At 71.5% G+C, this 17,557-nt stretch carries 16 protein-coding genes; 7 read left to right on the forward strand and 9 right to left on the reverse strand.

Features of this window, described 5'->3' with window-relative positions; translation table 11 throughout:
* The 6 genes from nuoI to nuoN are packed head-to-tail and all read left to right on the forward strand — an operon-like array spanning nt 1 to nt 6,913.
* On the forward strand, nt 1-603 hold the full coding sequence (gene nuoI / locus OG429_RS22445; RefSeq protein ID WP_328927087.1) for an NADH-quinone oxidoreductase subunit NuoI: 603 nt from the start codon (nt 1-3) through the stop codon (nt 601-603).
* Nucleotides 600-1,409 carry an NADH-quinone oxidoreductase subunit J gene (locus tag OG429_RS22450; protein ID WP_328927088.1) on the forward strand — a complete coding sequence of 270 codons (810 nt, stop codon included), beginning with the start codon at nt 600-602 and terminating at the stop codon, nt 1,407-1,409. The genes nuoI and OG429_RS22450 overlap by 4 nt, the downstream gene beginning before the upstream one ends.
* Entirely contained in the window at nt 1,406-1,705 is a 300-nt protein-coding gene (nuoK, locus tag OG429_RS22455; RefSeq protein ID WP_328927089.1) for an NADH-quinone oxidoreductase subunit NuoK, read from the forward strand. Before OG429_RS22450 ends, nuoK begins: the two co-directional genes overlap by 4 nt.
* A gap of 12 nt (nt 1,706-1,717) precedes the next feature.
* Nucleotides 1,718-3,658 carry an NADH-quinone oxidoreductase subunit L gene (gene nuoL, locus OG429_RS22460; RefSeq protein WP_328927090.1) on the forward strand — a complete coding sequence of 647 codons (1,941 nt, stop codon included), beginning with the start codon at nt 1,718-1,720 and terminating at the stop codon, nt 3,656-3,658.
* Between the two features lies 1 nt (nt 3,659).
* Nucleotides 3,660-5,261: an NADH-quinone oxidoreductase subunit M gene (locus tag OG429_RS22465; RefSeq protein WP_328927091.1), complete on the forward strand. Its 1,602-nt coding sequence runs from the start codon at nt 3,660-3,662 to the stop codon at nt 5,259-5,261.
* A 5-nt stretch (nt 5,262-5,266) separates the two neighbouring features.
* Nucleotides 5,267-6,913 (forward strand): NADH-quinone oxidoreductase subunit NuoN, encoded by a 1,647-nt coding sequence (nuoN, locus tag OG429_RS22470; protein WP_405922428.1) that lies wholly within the window; start codon nt 5,267-5,269, stop codon nt 6,911-6,913.
* A gap of 68 nt (nt 6,914-6,981) precedes the next feature.
* On the opposite strand, the gene OG429_RS22475 is transcribed toward nuoN, so the two are convergent.
* From OG429_RS22475 to fahA, 9 genes are all read right to left on the reverse strand, one after another.
* Entirely contained in the window at nt 6,982-7,581 is a 600-nt protein-coding gene (locus OG429_RS22475) for a Uma2 family endonuclease (RefSeq protein WP_328927093.1), read from the reverse strand.
* A 109-nt stretch (nt 7,582-7,690) separates the two neighbouring features.
* The gene (locus OG429_RS22480; protein ID WP_328927094.1) at nt 7,691-8,296 is read right to left on the reverse strand and encodes a hypothetical protein; all 606 of its coding nucleotides are present in this window, start codon (nt 8,294-8,296) and stop codon (nt 7,691-7,693) included.
* Between the two features lie 131 nt (nt 8,297-8,427).
* Entirely contained in the window at nt 8,428-11,148 is a 2,721-nt protein-coding gene (locus tag OG429_RS22485) for a fumarate reductase/succinate dehydrogenase flavoprotein subunit (protein WP_328927095.1), read from the reverse strand.
* Nucleotides 11,149-11,159: 11 nt separating this feature from the next.
* Nucleotides 11,160-11,936, reverse strand: coding sequence for an ABC transporter ATP-binding protein (locus tag OG429_RS22490; protein WP_328927096.1), 777 nt, complete (start codon nt 11,934-11,936; stop codon nt 11,160-11,162).
* Nucleotides 11,933-12,841: an ABC transporter permease gene (locus tag OG429_RS22495; RefSeq protein ID WP_328927097.1), complete on the reverse strand. Its 909-nt coding sequence runs from the start codon at nt 12,839-12,841 to the stop codon at nt 11,933-11,935. The genes OG429_RS22490 and OG429_RS22495 overlap by 4 nt, the downstream gene beginning before the upstream one ends.
* On the reverse strand, nt 12,838-14,190 hold the full coding sequence (locus tag OG429_RS22500; RefSeq protein ID WP_328927098.1) for an ABC transporter substrate-binding protein: 1,353 nt from the start codon (nt 14,188-14,190) through the stop codon (nt 12,838-12,840). Before OG429_RS22500 ends, OG429_RS22495 begins: the two co-directional genes overlap by 4 nt.
* Before the next feature lie 14 nt (nt 14,191-14,204).
* Complete coding sequence (locus OG429_RS22505) at nt 14,205-14,432, reverse strand: 4Fe-4S dicluster domain-containing protein (RefSeq protein WP_328927099.1); 228 nt, start codon at nt 14,430-14,432, stop codon at nt 14,205-14,207.
* A 32-nt stretch (nt 14,433-14,464) separates the two neighbouring features.
* Complete coding sequence (locus OG429_RS22510; protein ID WP_328927100.1) at nt 14,465-15,235, reverse strand: GntR family transcriptional regulator; 771 nt, start codon at nt 15,233-15,235, stop codon at nt 14,465-14,467.
* A 150-nt stretch (nt 15,236-15,385) separates the two neighbouring features.
* Entirely contained in the window at nt 15,386-16,609 is a 1,224-nt protein-coding gene (gene fahA / locus OG429_RS22515; protein ID WP_328927101.1) for a fumarylacetoacetase, read from the reverse strand.
* Nucleotides 16,610-16,750: 141 nt separating this feature from the next.
* On the opposite strand from fahA, the gene OG429_RS22520 reads away from it, so the two are divergent.
* Nucleotides 16,751-17,557, forward strand: coding sequence for an HAD family hydrolase (locus tag OG429_RS22520; protein WP_328927102.1), 807 nt, complete (start codon nt 16,751-16,753; stop codon nt 17,555-17,557).

Genomic DNA, 17,557 nt, shown 5'->3' on the forward strand with positions numbered 1-17,557 from the left:
ATGTCTGACGAAAAGTGGCAGAACCCGGTGGCCGGCTTCGGCGTGACCTTCAAGGCCATGTTCAAGAAGCGCCTCACCGAGCAGTACCCGGAGGTGCACAAGACCACCGCCCCGCGCTTCCACGGACGGCACCAGCTCAACCGGCACCCGGACGGTCTGGAGAAGTGCATCGGGTGCGAACTGTGCGCCTGGGCCTGCCCCGCCGACGCCATCTACGTGGAGGGCGCGGACAACACCGAGGAGGAGCGCTACTCCCCGGGCGAGCGGTACGGAGCGGTCTACCAGATCAACTACGCCCGCTGCATCCTGTGCGGGCTGTGCGTCGAGGCGTGCCCGACCAGGGCGCTGACCATGACGAACGAGTTCGAACTGGCCGATGCCAGCCGCGAATCGCTCATCTACACCAAGGAGCAGCTGCTCGCCGGCCTCACCGAGGGCATGGTCGAGGCACCGCACCCGATGTTCCCCGGCACGGAGGACACGGACTACTACCGCGGACTGGTGACGGGGGCCGCTCCCGGCACGGTCCGGCAGGTGGCCGTCTCCAAGGGCGAGGTGGCCAAGGGCGAGGCCGCGGAAACCGCCGAGGAGGTGCAGGCATGAGCGCCGTCGCCGCCGCCACCCTGACCTCCACGGGCGAGGCGGTCCAGTTCTGGGTCCTCGGCGCGGTCGCCGTCATCGGCGCACTCGCGACGATCCTGATGAAGAAGGCCGTGCACAGCGCCCTCAGCCTGGCCGGGACGATGATCGTCCTGGCGGTCTTCTACCTCGCCAACGGGGCGTACTTCCTGGGCGTCGTCCAGGTCATCGTCTACACCGGCGCCATCATGATGCTCTTCCTCTTCGTGGTCATGCTCGTCGGCGTCACCGCCGCCGACTCCTTGAAGGAGACCATCAAGGGGCAGCGCTGGCTAGCGGTCCTGTGCGGTCTCGGCTTCGGCATCCTGCTGATCGCCGGCATCGGCCACGCCAACCTCACCCACTTCAACGGGCTCGGCCGGATCAACTCGGCCGGGCACGTCGAGGGCCTGGCCCAGCTGATCTTCACCAAGTACGTCTTCGCCTTCGAGATCACCGGCGCGCTGCTGATCACCGCGGCCGTCGGCGCGATGGTGCTCACCCACCGCGAGCGCACCGAGCGGGCCGCCACCCAGCGCGAACTGGCCGAGCGCCGCGTCCGCGAGGGCGTCCAGCTCCCGCCGCTGCCCGCGCCCGGCGTCTACGCCCGGCACAACGCGGTGGACGTGGCCGGTCTGCTGCCGGACGGCACCCCCTCCGAGCTGACGGTCAGCAAGACGCTGCGCGCCCGCGGCCAGATCCGGGACGTCTCCGGCGAGGCGCTGGACGACCTCAAGGCGCTGGAGCAGCGGTCGGCGGAGCGCCTCGGCCGAGAGGAGGCCTCGAAGTGAATCCGGTCAACTACCTGTACCTTGCGGCCCTGCTGTTCACCATCGGCGCGACCGGTGTGCTGATCCGCAAGAACGCGATCGTGCTGTTCATGTGCATCGAGCTGATGCTCAACGCCTGCAACCTCGCGTTCGTCACCTTCTCGCGGATGCACGGCAACCTCGACGGCCAGATCTTCGCGTTCTTCACGATGGTCGTCGCCGCCGCGGAGGTCGTGGTGGGCCTCGCGATCATCGTGTCGCTGTTCCGTACCCGCCACTCGGCCTCGGTCGACGACGCCAGCCTGATGAAGCTGTAAGGGGCGTTCACAGTGGAGAATCTGATTGCGCTGCTGATCGCGGCGCCCCTGCTCGGAGCGGTGGTGCTGCTGTGCGGCGGCCGGCGCCTCGACAAGGCCGGCCACTGGATCGGCACCCTGCTCGCGGCCGTCTCCTTCGGGATCGGCGCGGTGCTGTTCGCCGACATGCTCGGGCGCAGCCCCGACGACCGGACCCTGTACCAGCAGCTGTGGAGCTGGATCCCGGTCGAGGGCTTCCAGGCGGACATCGCCTTCCAGCTGGACCAGCTGTCGATGACCTTCGTCCTGCTGATCTCCGGGGTGGGCACGCTCATCCACGTGTACTCGATCGGGTACATGGAGCACGACGAGCGCCGCCGCCGCTTCTTCGGCTACCTCAACCTGTTCGTCGCGGCCATGCTGCTGCTGGTCCTCGCCGGCAACTACCTGCTGCTGTACTTCGGCTGGGAGGGCGTGGGCCTCGCCTCGTACCTCCTGATCGGCTTCTGGCAGCACAAGCCCAGCGCGGCCACGGCCGCGAAGAAGGCCTTCCTGGTCAACCGCGTCGGCGACATGGGCCTGTCGATCGCGGTCATGCTGATGTTCACCACCTTCGGGACGTTCACCTTCGGGCCGGTGTTCGGCGCGGTCGGCGAGGCGTCCGAAGGCAAGCTGACGGCGATCGGCCTGATGCTGCTGCTGGCCGCCTGCGGCAAGTCGGCCCAGGTACCGCTGCAGTCCTGGCTCGGTGACGCGATGGAGGGCCCGACCCCGGTCTCGGCCCTGATCCACGCGGCGACGATGGTGACGGCGGGCGTGTACCTGATCGTCCGCTCGGGCGCCATCTTCAACGGGGCGCCGGACGCGCAGCTGGTGGTCACCGTCGTGGGCGCGGTCACGCTGCTCTTCGGTGCGATCGTCGGTTGCGCGAAGGACGACATCAAGAAGGCCCTCGCCGGGTCGACGATGTCGCAGATCGGCTACATGATCCTCGCCGCGGGCCTCGGTCCGATCGGCTACGTCTTCGCGATCATGCACCTGGTGACGCACGGCTTCTTCAAGGCGGGCCTCTTCCTCGGCGCCGGTTCCGTGATGCACGGGATGAACGACGAGGTCGACATGCGCAAGTACGGCGGGCTGCGGAAGTACATGCCGGTCACCTTCGTCACCTTCGGCCTCGGCTACCTCGCGATCATCGGATTCCCGGGCCTGTCGGGCTTCTTCTCCAAGGACATGATCATCGAGGCGGCCTTCGCGAAGGGCGGCACCGAGGGCTGGATCCTCGGCGGGGTCGCCCTGCTGGGCGCCGGCATCACCGCCTTCTACATGACCCGCGTCATGCTCCTCACCTTCTTCGGCGAGAAGCGCTGGCAGCCTGCCCCGGACCCGGCCACGACCCCTGGCATCGAGCCCGGCGTCGAGGTGCACCCCGGTGAGCTGCCGCACCCGCACGAGTCCCCGAAGTCCATGACCATCCCGATGGTCATCCTGGCCTTCGGATCGGTCTTCGCCGGCGCCTTCTTCGAGATCGGCGACCGCTTCCTGAACTGGCTGGAGCCCGTCACCGGGTACGCGCACGGCCACTCGCCGGTCAGCGCCATGACGGTGACGCTGGCCACCATGGCGGTCCTGGTCGTCGGCGTCGCCATCGCCTGGTCGATGTACGGCCGCAGGCCCGTCCCGGTCGTCGCCCCGCGCGGCTCGCTCCTCACCCGGGCGGCCCGGCGGGACCTGTACCAGGACGACTTCAACCACGTCGTGCTCGTGCGCGGCGGGGAGCACCTGACCCGCTCGCTCGTGTACGTCGACCACAGCCTGGTCGACGGGGTGGTCAACGGGACGGCCGCCTCGGTCGGCGGGCTCTCGGGCCGGCTGCGCAAGCTGCAGAACGGCTACGCCCGCAGCTACGCGGTCTCGATGTTCGGGGGCGCGGCGATCCTGATCGCCGCGACCCTGCTGATGAGGGCGGTGTGAGATGAGTTTCCCGCTTCTGACGGTGACGGCCGCGGTCCCCGCGGCCGGTGCGATCCTGACGGCGGCCGTCCCGGCCGCCCGCAGAACCGCAGCCAAGTGGCTCGCCCTGCTCTTCTCGCTGGCGACCCTGGCCCTGGCCGTGCTCGTCGCGATCCGCTTCGAGCCCGGTGGCGACCGCTACCAGCTCACCGAATCCCGGCCCTGGATCGCCGACTTCGGCGTCCGCTACGAGCTGGGGGTGGACGGGATCGGGGTGGTGCTCATCGGCCTCACCGCGCTCCTGATCCCCTTCGTGATCGCGGCCGGCTGGCACGACGCCGACCCGCTGGAGACGCAGTCCTCCCGATGGCGGCCGACGCAGGGCTTCTTCGCCCTGATCCTGCTGGTCGAGGCGATGGTGATCATCTCCTTCGAGGCCACCGACGTCTTCCTCTTCTACATCTTCTTCGAAGCCATGCTCATCCCGATGTACTTCCTCATCGGCGGCTTCGGGGACCGGGCGCACTCGGGCTCCGACGAGAACGCGGCCGCGCAGCGCTCGTACGCGGCGGTCAAGTTCCTCCTCTACAACCTGGTCGGCGGCCTGATCATGCTGGCCGCCGTCATCGGGCTGTATGTGGTCGCCGGGAACTTCTCGCTCCAGGAGATCACCGATGCCCGCGCCGCGGGCACGCTCGACATGGCGACCAACACCGAGCGGCTGCTGTTCCTCGGCTTCTTCTTCGCCTTCGCGGTGAAGGCCCCGCTGTGGCCGCTGCACACCTGGCTGCCGAACGCGATGGGCGAGTCCACCGCCCCGGTCGCCGTACTGATCACCGCGGTCGTCGACAAGGTCGGCACCTTCGCGATGCTCCGCTTCTGCCTCGGGCTCTTCCCGGACGCCAGCAAGTGGGCCACGCCGGTGATCCTCGTCCTGGCCCTGATCAGCATCGTCTACGGCGCGCTGGTCGCGGTCGGGCAGCGCGACATCAAGCGGCTGGTCGCCTACGCCTCCATCTCGCACTTCGGCTTCATCATCCTGGGCATCTTCGCGATGACCTCCCAGGGCCAGTCCGGTGCGACGCTCTACATGGTCAACCACGGGATCTCGACGGCGGCGCTGATGCTGGTGGCCGGCTTCCTGATCTCGCGGCGCGGCTCGCGGCTCATCGCCGATTACGGCGGCGTCCAGAAGGTGGCCCCGGTCCTCGCCGGCACCTTCCTGATCGGCGGCCTCGCCACCCTCTCGCTGCCGGGGCTCGCGCCCTTCGTCAGTGAATTCCTGGTCCTGGTCGGCACGTTCGCCCGGTACCCGGTCGTCGGCATCATCGCCACCATCGGCATCGTGCTGGCGGCGCTCTACACGCTGGTGCTCTACCAGCGCACGATGACCGGCCCCGTGAAGGAGCAGGTCCGCACGATGCCGGACCTGCGCCTGCGGGAAGTGCTGGTGGTCGCCCCGCTGATCGCGCTGCTGATCGGGCTGGGCGTCTACCCGAAGGTGCTCACCGACATCGTCAACCCGGCGGTGGAATACACCATGTCGGACGTCAACCAGACGGACCCCAAGCCCGAGGTCTCCGTCGAAGCCGAGCACGCCAAGAACGGGGAGGCGGCGAAGTGAGCACACTGACTTCCGCCCACAGCCTGTGGACACTGGCGGCCGACGGACCGGTCGACCGGATCCCGGCGCCGGTCATCGAGTACGCGCAGCTCGCGCCCACGCTGATCGTGGTGGGCGCGGCGGTCCTCGGGATCCTCGTCGAGGCCTTCGTACCGCGCAAAACCCGCTACTACGTGCAGGTGTTCCTCGCCGTCGCCGCGCTGGCCTCGGCCTTCGCGGCGGTCGTCGGCCTCGCGGCCGGCGGGTACGGGAGCACCAAGGCGCACATCGCGGCGATGGGCGCCATCGCGGTGGACGGCCCGGCGCTGTTCCTGCAGGGCACCATCCTGCTGGCCTCGATCGTCGCGATCTTCACCTTCGCCGAGCGCAGGCTCGACCCGGCCGCACACGGCAACCGGGTGGACTCCTTCGCCGCGCAGGCGGCGTCCGTCCCGGGCAGCGACAGCGAGAAGGCCGCCGTCAAGGCGGGCTTCACCACCACCGAGGTCTTCCCGCTGGCCCTGTTCGCGATCGCAGGGATGCTGATCTTCCCGGCGGCCAACGACCTGCTGACGCTGTTCATCGCGCTGGAGGTCTTCTCCCTCCCGCTGTACCTGCTCTGCGCCGTCGCCCGCCGCCAGCGGCTGATGTCGCAGGAGGCCGCGGTGAAGTACTTCCTGCTGGGAGCCTTCTCCTCCGCCTTCCTTCTCTTCGGCATCGCGCTGCTCTACGGGTACGCGGGCTCGGTCTCCTACGCGGTGATCTCCGACGTGGTCGACGGCACGCTCTCGAAGGTCGACCCGGCGCTGGCCTCCACCATGGGCAATGACGCGCTGCTGCTCATCGGCATGGCGTTGATCCTGATGGGCCTGCTCTTCAAGGTCGGCGCGGTCCCCTTCCACATGTGGACCCCGGACGTCTACCAGGGCGCCCCGACCCCGGTCACCGGCTTCATGGCGGCGGCGACGAAGGTGGCCGCGTTCGGCGCCCTCCTCCGTCTCCTGTACGTGGTCCTGCCCGGCATGCGGTGGGACTGGCGGCCGGTGATGTGGGCCGTCGCGATCGTCACGATGCTCGCGGGCGCGGTGATCGCCGTGACCCAGACGGACGTCAAGCGGCTGCTGGCGTACTCCTCGATCGCCCACGCGGGCTTCATCCTGGCCGGTGTGATCGCGACCTCGGCGGAGGGCGTCCAGTCGGTCCTCTTCTACCTGGCCGCGTACTCCTTCGTGACGATCGGCGCCTTCGCGGTGATCACCCTGGTGCGCGATGCGGGCGGCGAGGCGACGCACCTGTCCAAGTGGGCCGGGCTGGGACGGCGTTCGCCGCTGACCGCGGCCGTCTTCGCGGTGTTCCTGCTGGCCTTCGCCGGCATTCCGCTGACCTCGGGCTTCTCCGGCAAGTTCGCCGTGTTCACGGCGGCGGCGGAGGGCGGCGCGGGAGCGCTGGTCGTGATCGGTGTCATCTCGTCCGCGATCGCCGCGTTCTTCTACATCCGGGTGATCGTCCTGATGTTCTTCAGCGAGCCGAAGGCCGACGGCCCGACCGTGGCCGTCCCCTCGCCGCTGACCATGACGACCATCGCGGTGGGCGTCGCGGTCACCGTGGTCCTGGGCGTGGCGCCGCAGTACTTCCTGGACCTGGCGGGGCAGGCGAGCACGTTCGTCCGCTGACCGGTCCGTCGTACGGGACGGGGCCCGGCCCCCCTTCGGGGGAGCCGGGCCCCGTCGCGTGCGCGGTGCTACTCGGCGGTGCGCCGTTCGGGAGTGATGGCGGTCAGGTCGAGGTCGATGGCGAAGGGAGACGAGACTTTGAGACGGTCGTGGAAGATGCCCGCGGTCCCGTAGCTCCCGGTCGACGGGTCCAATTCGTAGACGTAGACCACGGCACGACCATCCTTGTTCTCCACGCGCCAGAAGTGAAGAATGCCCGCTTCTGCGTACTTGACCGGCTTGACGCCACGGTCACGGCCGACGGACTCGGGCGAGACCACTTCAATGGCCAGGCGAACGGAGTCCGCAGGGAGCCGGGTCTGGTCCAGATCGCCCACGGCGCTTTCCTCCACGACGATGACATCGGGTTCGGGGCGGTTGTGACGGTCGATGTCGATCGTGAACTCGCGGAAGACCTCAAGGCCCGGCGGCTGCTGATCCATGAGCTGCCAGGTGAGGAAGTTGACCGCGCGCATGTGGAATTGAGTCTGCGGACTCACGAAGACCAGGCTCCCGTCGATCAGCTCCGTGTGCGGAGGCAGATTCGGAAGCGTGTCCAGGTCGTCGGCAGTCCAGCCGCCCGGCGGGGGGATCGGCCAGCTGTGTTCCGGTTTCATCAGTGCTCCCATGAGCCGGAGTCTCGCGAGTGCGACCAGCGTATCGCCGGGGATCCGCGGAACACCGTCCTCATGAGTGAGCCATATGCGCATGGCACTTGACCCGGCAGGGCGGCGCGGCCTAGTGGCCGTGCGCGTGCCCGGGCTTCGCCGGGGCAGCGGCCTTGCCCGGGCAGGTCAGCGCGGGGTTCCAGTTGTGGAAACGGCCGGCCGGGTTCTTCTTGTACGCCCACAGGTGCAGGTCGTAGTGCTTGGGCATGCCCGCCCAGTGGCCCGGCATGGGTCCGTCGAAAGGCAGCCCGAACATGCTCGGCCTGTCGTCGGTGGTCTTCAGGTCCTGGTCCCCGTCGGTGGACATCCATTCCACGGTCTGGAGCATGCGACGGCCGTTGCGGTCCTTCGCCGTGCTGTAGAGGAGCGCCGTCGGCCTGCTGGGGTCCATCGAACCCCAGTTGGCCTGCTTGACGTAGTGGTAGCCCATGGCGCCCACCCCGAACGGGTTGGTCATGCACTCATGGCCGTGCGGGACGTACCCGTCCTTGAGGGCCTCCCGCTCGTCCGTGTACCTGGCCGTCACCGCGATCGCCGTCGCCATGTCCCTCATGGCCTTGCGGTCGTGCGGGTCGGGCGCGGGCCCCTCGACCCCGTGGGCCGGGGCCACGGCGCCCAGGCCGAGCGACACGGCGGCCGCGCAGGTCAGGACGGTCTTCAGGGTGCGCACGGTCATGGCTGCGGCTCCTCGTGATGGGGGTACGGGGGTACGGGTTCCCGCTTCCATTCGTCCGTCCACCATCCCGGCCCCCACCCTCCGCCGCACGCGGCGCGCCTCCGAACGGGGGCCCGGCACGATCCGAAGCCCTAGGCGCGGGCCGCGTACGCCCGGACGTCCGCGTCGGGGTCGCCGACCGCCGTGGCGAGCGCGGCCCGGGCCTCCCCGGAGGCCCGGTGGGCCAGCAGGGACAACACCGCCGCCTTCCGGACGTCCGCGTTGGCGTCGACCAGGGCCTTGGCCAGAGCCGGCACGGCCGCCTCCGCGACGGCCGCCGACAGCCCGGCCGCCGCCCCCGCGCGGACCTGCCAGGCCGTGTCGTCCAGAGCCGCCACCGCGGTACGGGCGTACCCGTCCGGGCAGCCGACCGAGGCCAGCGCGCCCAGCGCCGCACCCCGCACCAGCGGGTCGGCATCCGAGAGCAGCGGGTCCAGCGGCGCCGGTGCCGGATCGCGGACCGCGGCCAGGCCCTTGGCGACGGCGACCCGGACTTCACGGGCCGGGTCCCCGGCGGCCCCGGCCAGCTCCGCCGCCGCGTCCACGGACACCAGCCCCCGCACCGCGTGGATCCGTACGTCCACCTCGGCGTCGGCCAGCGCGGCCGCGTACAGCTCCGCGTCGCCGAGGCGCAGCGCCCGCAGGACCTCCAGCGCGGCCGAGCGCACCGCCGGGTCGCCCACCGCCAGGGCCGTCCGCAACCCGGCCGCCAGACCGGGATCGCCCGGCAGGACCTCCACCAGCTCCCGCAGCGCGCCCGCCGCGGCCGCCCGTACGCCGCGGTCCGTGTCCGCGAGCCGGAGCGCCAGCGCGGGCCCGGCCCCCGCCGGGACCGTTTCCCCGAGCGCGGCCACGGCGGCGGCCCGGACCGCCGGGTCGGGGTCGCCGAGGTAGGGGAACAGGGCGGGCAGGTCGGGCGACTCCTCGGCGAGGGCGAGCAGTTCGAGGATCCGCGGGGAGGGTCCGGCGGCGCGGGCGGGACCGGCGGCCGCGGGCTCCTCCGGGGCGGGAGGCGCCGCCGTACGCGCCGCCGGAGGCGTCCGGCGCGGGCCGGCCGTCGCCACCGGGACCAGTTCGACCTCGCCGAGGTGCCGTTCGGGGCCGCCCGCCGGGGCGAACCCGTCCACCGGCACCAGGTACGGCTCCACCGGCCGGGCGGTGAACTCCATCGCCCCCGAGGCCGACTTGCGCAGGTCCAGATGGTGCAGCCAGCCCGCGTCGTCCCGCTCCGGATGGTCGAGCCGCTCGTGGTAGAGGCCCCAGCGGGACTCCGTCCGGGCCAGCGAGGACCGGGCCGCCATCTCCGCGCAGTCCCGGATGAAGGACACCTCCGCACACCGCATCAGCTCGTGCGCGGTGCTCGCGCCCATCTGCGCGATCTCGCCGGTCATGCGGTCGAAGGCCTCCACGGCGAGCGACAGCTTCGCGCCCGACTTCGGCGGCGCCACGTAGTCGTTCACGAACCGCCGCAGCTTGTACTCCACCTGCGGCTGCGGCGGCCCGTCCGGGTTGCGCAGCGGCCGGTAGACCAGCTCGTGCGCCTCCGCCAGCTGCCGCGCCGGCAGCTCCCCCTCGTACGCGGTGTACCGGGCGGCGTCCGCGCCCGCCAGGTCGCCGAAGACGAACGCCCCGATCATGTAGTTGTGCGGTACGGAGGCCAGGTCACCGGCCGCGTACAGGCGCGGGACCGTGGTGCGTGCGTGGTCGTCGACGCGGACCCCGGAGGCGGAGTGGCCCCCGCACAGCCCGATCTCCGAGATGTGCATCTCGATGTCGTGCGTGCGGTAGTCGTGGCCGCGCCCCGCGTGGAAGGTGCCGCGCGTCGGCCGCTCCGTCGTGTGCAGGATCGATTCGAGGGAGGCCACCGACTCCTCCGGGAGGTGGCTCAGCTTCAGGTACACCGGCCCCCGGTCCGAGGCGAGTTCGGCCGCGAACTCCGACATCATCTGCCCCGACCAGTAGTCGGAGTCCACGAAGCGCTCGCCGTGCCGGTTGACCTGGTAGCCGCCGAAGGGGTTGGCGACGTACGCGCACGCCGGCCCGTTGTAGTCCTTGATCAGCGGATTGATCTGGAAGCACTCGATCCCGGTCAGCGCGGCGCCCGCGTGGTACGCCATGGCGTAGCCGTCGCCCGCGTTGGTCGGGTTCTCGTACGTGCCGTAGAGGTATCCGGAGGCCGGCAGTCCCAGGCGCCCGCACGGGCCCGTCGCCAGGATCACCGCCCCCGCGCGGACGGTGACGAAACCGCCGGTACGGGTGTTGAAGGCGGCCGCGCCGATCGCCCGGCCGTCCTCGGGCGAGGTGAGGACCCGTACCGGCATCACCCGGTTCTCGATCCGGATCCGCTCGCGCATCTCGCGGCGCCGCAGCTGCCGGTAGAGGACCTTCTTGACGTCCTTGCCCTCCGGCATCGGCAGGACGTAGGAGCCGGAGCGGTGGACCTGGCGGACGGCGTACTCGCCGTGCTCGTCCTTCTCGAACTTCACCCCGTACGACTCCAGGCGCCGCACCATCGCGAACCCGCGGGTGGCGGTCTGGCGGACCGTGGACTGGTCGACGATCCCGTCGTTGGCGCGGGTGATCTCGGCGACGTAGTCGTCGGGCTCGGCCCGGCCGGGGACGACGGCGTTGTTGACCCCGTCCATGCCCATGGCGAGGGCGCCGGAGTGGCGTACGTGGGCCTTCTCCAGGAGCAGGACCCGCGCGCCGCGCTCGGCGGCGGTGAGCGCCGCCATCGTGCCGGCGGTACCGCCGCCGATGACGAGGACGTCGCAGGAGAGTTCCTCGGCGTCGCGGATCGCGGGGATGTCCATGGTGCGGCCCTTCAGAGTGAGTTGATGATCTGCCGGCGCAGTGCGGCGTGGTCGGCGGCCCGGGTGCGCGGCCGGGGCACGTCCAGCACCTCGCCGGTGGCCGGGAGCGCGACGCGGTCGCCGAGGAAGAGCGCCTCGTCCACGTCGTGGGTGACGAAGACGACGGTCGCCCCGGTGCCCGCGAGGACGTCGACGAGGAGGTCCTGCATCTCGGCGCGGGTCTGCGCGTCGAGCGCGCCGAAGGGTTCGTCCATGAGGACGGCGCGCGGGCGCGCGACGAGGGCGCGGGCCAGCTGCACGCGCTGGCGCTGACCGCCGCTGAGCTGGTGCGGGAGCTTGTGCGCGTGCCCGGCCAGGCCCACGCGCTCCAGCCACTCCTCGGCGGTCCGCCGCCGCTCGGCGCGCGGCAGCCGCCCGGCGGACCTGCCGATGGCCAGGGGGAGTTCGACGTTGGCCCGGACGGTCCGCCAGGGCAGCAGGGCGTCGTCCTGGAAGACCAGGGCCCGGTCGGCGTCCGGGCCCGTGACCGGGGCGCCGTCCTGCTCGACCGTGCCGCCGAGCGGCGGCAGCAGCCCGGCCAGGGTCCGCAGCAGCGTGGACTTCCCGCATCCGGACGGTCCCACGACGGCCAGCACCTCGCCGGGTTCGACCGTCAGGTCGACCTCGTCGAGCACCACGTTCCCGCGGTGCCCCAGCCGCACCCCGCTCAGGACGAGCCGGGCCCCGGGCGGGCCGGCGTGCGCCACGCCGCCGGTACCGGTCCGTGCATCGGCCTGGGTCAGGCTCATCGGGCCACCTCTCGGGTCCGCTTCGGGAAGGAGTCCGGCCCGGAAACCGGGACGGCTGCGCCGGACGGCCTCAGGGACGGGCTCTTCGGGCCCCGCCCCGCCCGGCTCCGGGCGGTGGAGGACGGTGCGGGGCCGGAGGAGGCGCGCGAGGGGAGCCAGCGCGTCAGACGGCGGCCCGCCCGCTCCACCGCCGTGGACGTCAGCCAGCCCAGCACGCCGATGGTGACCATGCCGACGAAGACGCCGGGGTAGTCGACCACCGTGTAGTCCTGCCAGGTCCGGTAGCCGACCCCGTACTCGCCCGAGATCATCTCCGCCGAGATCACGCAGATCCACGAGACGCCGATGCCGACCGACAGTCCGCCGAAGATGCCCGGCAGGGCACCCGGCAGGACCACCGAGAACAGCACCCGCCCCCGGCCGCCGCCCATCGTCAGGACGGCCTCCTCCCACACCGGTGTCAGTGCCCGCACCGCGTGCCGCGTCGAGACCAGGACGGGGAAGAAGGCGGCGGCGAAGGTGATGAAGACGATCCCCTGCTCGTTCGAGGGGAACAGCAGGATCGCCACGGGCACCAGCGCGATGGCCGGGATCGGCCGCAGCACCTCCAGCAGCGGGCCCACCACGTCCTCCGCGATCCGTGACCGGGCGACCGCCGTGCCCACCGCCACCCCCAGGACCGCGGCGAGCGCGAAGCCCGCCACGATCCGGCGCAGGCTGAAGCCCAGGTCCTGCCAGTAGGCCGCGGCCCCGGCCCGCTCCGCGAACGTCGCCGCCACCTCGCCCACCGTCGGGAACTGCTCGAAGCGCAGCCACAGGTTCACGTCGAGGGCGGTCAGCCCCTGCCACAGCAGGAGCGCCGCGCCGAGCGAAGCCGCCCGCAGCAGCCTGCGCCCGCCCGTCATGACGCCAGGGCTCCGGCTTCGGCGAAGCTCACGATCCGCGCCCCGGATCCCCTGTGCCGGTCGACGTACGACGTCGCGCCCGCGCCCGTGACGAAGGCGCGCAGCTCCGGCCCCTCCGCGACCCACACCGCCTTGTCGGCGAACCAGAGGGTGCCCGTCACCGCGTCCGGTACGTACGCCGCCCGGACGTCCGCGCCGCGCGCGGCCTTCAGCAGCTCGCGCGGGGTGGCGAAGCTCTGCGTACGGGCCTGCCCCTTGAGCCACAGCTCGGGACGGGCGGCCGTCGCCTGCGGGTACTCGGGCGCGCCGGCCACCGCCCGCTTCAGCGGCTCCGGGTCCAGGAAGCCGTCCACGTCCACGTCGCCGACCAGCTTGGCGTCCTTCAGCACCGGCACGTCCGCCTTCAGCGCCTCGACCAGCTCCGGGCGCAGGGCCGGGTCGAAGGTCGCGATGCCGTTGGCACCGTTGTAGAGGTACACGACCTCCGCCGGCAGGCCGGTCTCCTTGGCCACCGACTCGGCGGCCGCGACCGGCTCCGCGCGCAGGTGGTCGGTCGCCTTGCGCTGCGCCCGCAGGAAGTCCTCCAGTACGCCGGCCCGCTCGCGCGCGAACTTCTCCCGGACGGTGACTCCGTGGAAGGTCGGCACGTTCAGCTCGGCGCCGTCGTACAAGGCCTTCGCCCGCCCCTCGTAGGCCAGCTGCCCCGGCCACGCCACGAACTGCGACAGCGCGTCGACGCTGCCCGCCTGGAGCGCCGAAGCGCCCACGCTGGGCTGTTGGTTGAGCTTCTCGATGCCGCTCGTAGGGTCGATCCCGGCGCGCTGCAGGGCCCGTACGAGGGTGCCGTCGGCCGCGGAGCCGACGCTGGTCGACACCTTCTTGCCGCGCAGGTCGGTGAGGGACTCCAGCTTCGAATCCGGCGCGGTGACCACGGTGTTGAGGCCGCCGCGCAGGTTGTAGCCGGTCACTGCCACGAGGCGGGTGGGCTGCTTCAGCTCCCGGCCGCGCACCGCGTTGATCAGCAGCGGGAAGTCGCCCATCGAGCCGATGTCGATCTTCCCGGCGGTCATCTGGGCGGTGATCGGGGCGCCGGTGGCGTAGTCCTGCCAGTCCACCTTGTACGTGACCCCGTCCTTCTTGCCGCGCGCCGCGAGCTCCTGCTCGAAGTAGCCGAGGGAGCGCAGCAGGGTGCCGGCGGTGACGGTGTTGATGGTCTTGGACTGGTAGCCGACGGTCACGGTGACCGTCTTCGGGCCGGACGCCCCGGACGCGTCGCCGCAGGCGGTGGCGAGCGGGGCGAGGAGCAGGACGAGCGCGGGCGCGAGCGCCTTCGAGGGGATGGCACGCATGGGAACGGAACCTTTCACCGGAGCAGGTAGGGCATGTTGACGGTGACCGCGCCGGTGGGACAGCGGGCGGCGCACGGGCCGCAGTACCAGCACTCGTCCACGTGCATGTACGCCGTGCCGTTGTCCTCGCGGATCGCGAGCGAGTCGAGCGGACACATGTCGACGCAGAGGGTGCAGCCGTCGATGCACAGGGACTCGTCGATGGTCACGGGCACGTCGCCGCGCTGGGGGACCAGAGGCATGGCTGTCTCCAGGAAGGTGGGTACGCAGAGGTTCAGAGGGAGCGGCGCAGCAGGCCGCTCATGGTGATGCGGTCGCCGCGGAAGCGGATGAACTCCAGGTCCACGGGGCGGCCGTCGCCCAGGTGGGTGAGGCGTTCCAGCATCAGGACGGCGGCCCCGCGCGGGGCCTGGAGGACGGCGGCGGAGTGCGCGTCGGCGTTGACGGCCTCAAGGGTGATCTCGGCGTGGCCGAGCGGCTGCCCGGTCAGCTGTTCCAGGAGCCGGAAGACGTCGGTGTTCTCCAGGTCGCAGCCCAGCAGTCCGGCGCCGATGTCCATCGGGACGTAGGTGAGGTCGAGGGAGAGCGGCAGCCCGTTCAGGCGGCGCAGCCGCTCGATGTAGAGCACGTCCTCGTGCTCGGGCAGGCCCAGGCGGCCGGCGACCGGGGCGGGAGCACGCACGGGGCCGACGGTGCGGACCTCGTTCGTCACCCGGCCGTGCTCGTGCAGGGTCTCGGCGAGCCCCTGGAGGCGGTCCAGGCCGTGCGGGTACTTCTCGCAGACGACGACCGTGCCGACGCCGGGCCGGCGTTCCACCAGCTGCTCGCCGCGCAGCAGGTCGAGGGCCTGGCGGACGGTGTTGCGGCCGGCGCCGTAGTCGGCGGCGAGGGTGTCCTCCAGGGGGAGGACCCCGCCGGGGTAGCCGCCCGCAAGGATCTGGTGGCGCAGCAGGTCGGCTAGCTGTCGCGCCTGGTCCGCGCGCAGTCGCCGACGGCGCGCGGCGGCGACCGGGACGGTGTGCGTGACGGTGCGTTCGGCTGGCATGGCAGGGAACGTACCGGGGGTGGGGCGGTGATGGTGTTGCCGCAGTGTTGCGCCACCGGGCGGCGTCTTCACACGGCTCTGACCTGCGGCTTCGGCGGGGCGGGGAGAAGATACGCCACCGCGCCGAAGCCGTTCGTCCCGGGATCCGGACTAGCGGGATCCCACAATGCGGCCGGTGACCTCGCCGAGGCCCACGCGCGTACCGTCCGTGCCCGGAGCCCAGGCGGTGAGGGTGACGGTGTCCCCGTCCTCCAGGAAGGTCCGCTTGCCGTCGGCGAGCTCGATCGCGTCGCGCCCGTTCCAGGTCAGCTCCAGCAGCGAGCCGCGCTGGCCCGTCTCGGGGCCGCTGACGGTGCCGGAGCCGTAGACGTCGCCGGTGCGCAGGGAGGCGCCGTTGACGGTCATGTGCGCGAGCTGCTGGGCGGCGGTCCAGTACATCGACGCGAACGGCGGCTGCGCCACCTCCTGCCCGTTGATGGACACGGTGATGCGCAGGTCGAAGCCGCCGGGGACCTCGACGGCGGAGTCGTCGAGGTAGGGCAGCAGCGGGAAGTCCCGGGCGGGCGGGGCGACGCGGGCCGCGTCCAGGGCCTCCAGCGGGGTCACCCAGGCGGAGACGGAGGTGGCGAAGGACTTGCCGAGGAAGGGGCCGAGCGGCACGTACTCCCAGGCCTGGATGTCGCGCGCCGACCAGTCGTTGAGGAGGAAGAGCCCGAAGACGTGGTCCTCGAACTCGCCCAGTGCCACCGGGCTGCCCAGCTCGGAGGGGGTGCCGACGACGAAGCCGACCTCGGCCTCGATGTCGAGCTTGACGGACGGGCCGAAGACGGGCGCCGGGTCGGTGGGCGCCTTGCGCTGCCCGCTGGGCCGTACGACGTCGGTCCCGGAGACCACGATCGTGCCGGAGCGGCCGTGGTAACCGATGGGCAGGTGCTTCCAGTTGGGGGTCAGCGCGTCCCCGTCCGGGCGGAACATCATGCCGACGTTGGTGGCGTGGTGCTCGCTCGCGTAGAAGTCGACGTAGTCGGCGACCTCGTACGGCAGGTGCAGCTCGACCTCGTCCAGCGGCAGCAGGTGCGGCTCCACCGTGGGCCGGTGCCCGGGGTCGGTGACCCAGGCGGTCAGCGCGCGGCGCACGTCGCGCCAGGCGGTGCGGCCGGCGGCGAGCAGCGGGTTGAGGGAGGACTGCCCGAGCAGCCCGGCGTACGGGGAACCGAGCGCGGCCGCGGCCGCCCCCGCGTCGAGCACGTGTCCGCCGATCCGCACACCGATCCGGCGCCGGCTCTCCCCGGCGGTCGAGAAGACGCCGTAGGGGAGGTTGTGCGGCCCGAACGGGTCGCCCTCGGGTACATCGAGGGGGCTCTGCTGGGGCATGGGGTGCTGCCTCGCTTTCGACGCGGTCCGGGGGTGTCCCGGGGGCTTGTTGACACGGTACGTGGCTGGTGGGGGCTTCGGGAGGCCGGATTCGGGGAGTATTTGTAGGACTTGTCCAACAGGGTCCGTATCCTTGACGCCGTGACTTCCGCCCTCCCCTATGCCTTGATCGCCACCGACCTGGACGGGACTCTGCTGCGCGCCGGGGACGCCGTCTCCGCCCGTTCGTCCGCGGCACTCGCGACGGCCCGCGCGGCCGGCGCCCAGCACATCATCGTCACCGGCCGCCCGGTCCCGCAGGTACGGCACGTCCTGGACGGCCTTGGATATACGGGGCTCGCGGTGTGCGGGCAGGGCGCGCAGGTGTACGACGCGGCGCGCGGGCGCCTGCTGCACTCCGTTTGCATGGACCGGGGGCTGGCCGAGGTGGCCCTCGGCAAGATCGAGGCGGAGATCGGCGAGGTCTACGCGGCGGTCAACCAGGAGGGGGTGGACGCGGAGATGCTGATAGGGCCGGGCTACCGGATGTGGCACCCCCATCTGCCGACGGTGCGGGTGCCGAGGCGGTCGGACCTGTGGCCGGCCCCGATCAACAAGGTGCTGCTCCAGCACCCCCGGCTGGACGACGACGAGCTGACGCGCGTGGCCCGGTCGGTGGTCGGCGACCTGGTGAACGTGACCATGGCGGGGGAGCACACGGTGGAACTCCAGCCGCCGGGCATCGACAAGGCCACCGGCCTCGCGCGGGCGGCGGAGGTCCTGGGGCTGCCCGCGTCGGCGACGATCGCGTTCGGGGACATGCCGAACGACGTCCCGATGTTCGCCTGGTCCGCCCACGGGGTGGCCATGGCCAACTCCCACCGGGAGCTGGTGGCCGTCGCCGACGAGGTCACCCTTTCGAACGAGGACGACGGCATCGCGGTGGTGCTCGAGCGGCTGTTCGGCTGA

It is taken from the genome of Streptomyces sp. NBC_00190, assembly GCF_036203305.1.
GTDB lineage: Bacteria > Actinomycetota > Actinomycetes > Streptomycetales > Streptomycetaceae > Streptomyces.